Raw genomic sequence first — 1471 nt, forward strand, 5'->3', positions numbered from 1 at the left:
AACCTCTCAAAACTAAACAAAGTAAAAGCGAACCGTGTAGGATTCCGTTAATTCCTTAGAAAGGAGGTGATCCAGCCGCACCTTCCGATACGGCTACCTTGTTACGACTTCACCCCAATTATCTGTCCCACCTTAGGCGGCTGGCTCCCGAAGGTTACCTCACCGACTTTGGGTGTTACAAACTCTCGTGGTGTGACGGGCGGTGTGTACAAGGCCCGGGAACGTATTCACCGCGGCGTTCTGATCCGCGATTACTAGCGATTCCGGCTTCATGTAGGCGAATTGCAGCCTACAATCCGAACTGAGAATGGCTTTAAGAGATTAGCTTGGCCTCGCGACCTTGCGACTCGTTGTACCATCCATTGTAGCACGTGTGTAGCCCAGGTCATAAGGGGCATGATGATTTGACGTCATCCCCACCTTCCTCCGGTTTATCACCGGCAGTCTCACTAGAGTGCCCAACTGAATGCTGGCAACTAATAATAAGGGTTGCGCTCGTTGCGGGACTTAACCCAACATCTCACGACACGAGCTGACGACAACCATGCACCACCTGTCACTTTGTCCCCGAAGGGAAAGCTCTATCTCTAGAGTGGTCAAAGGATGTCAAGACCTGGTAAGGTTCTTCGCGTTGCTTCGAATTAAACCACATGCTCCACCGCTTGTGCGGGCCCCCGTCAATTCCTTTGAGTTTCAACCTTGCGGTCGTACTCCCCAGGCGGAGTGCTTAATGCGTTAGCTGCAGCACTGAAGGGCGGAAACCCTCCAACACTTAGCACTCATCGTTTACGGCATGGACTACCAGGGTATCTAATCCTGTTTGCTCCCCATGCTTTCGAGCCTCAGCGTCAGTTACAGACCAGAAAGTCGCCTTCGCCACTGGTGTTCCTCCATATATCTACGCATTTCACCGCTACACATGGAATTCCACTTTCCTCTTCTGCACTCAAGTTCTCCAGTTTCCAATGACCCTCCCTGGTTGAGCCAGGGGCTTTCACATCAGACTTAAAGAACCGCCTGCGCTCGCTTTACGCCCAATAAATCCGGACAACGCTTGCCATCTACGTATTACCGCGGCTGCTGGCACGTAGTTAGCCATGGCTTTCTGGTTAGATACCGTCAAGGGATGAACAGTTACTCTCATCCTTGTTCTTCTCTAACAACAGAGTTTTACGATCCGAAAACCTTCTTCACTCACGCGGCGTTGCTCCGTCAGACTTTCGTCCATTGCGGAAGATTCCCTACTGCTGCCTCCCGTAGGAGTCTGGGCCGTGTCTCAGTCCCAGTGTGGCCGATCACCCTCTCAGGTCGGCTACGCATCATCGTCTTGGTGAGCCATTACCTCACCAACTAACTAATGCGCCGCGGGTCCATCTACAAGTGACAGCCGAAGCCGTCTTTCTTCCCAATGCCAGGAGGCATTAAGATCTATGCGGTATTAGCATCCGTTTCCGAATGTTATCCCCCGCTT

General features: G+C 52.0%; 1 rRNA gene. It reads right to left on the minus strand.

From position 1 onward, the window contains the following. Positions 1-59: 59 nt before the first annotated feature. Positions 60-1471, minus strand: a 16S ribosomal RNA gene (locus tag ACEN4L_RS13375); the annotation flags it as partial.

This window comes from Desemzia sp. FAM 23988 (assembly GCF_045528365.1).
Taxonomy (GTDB): domain Bacteria; phylum Bacillota; class Bacilli; order Lactobacillales; family Carnobacteriaceae; genus Desemzia.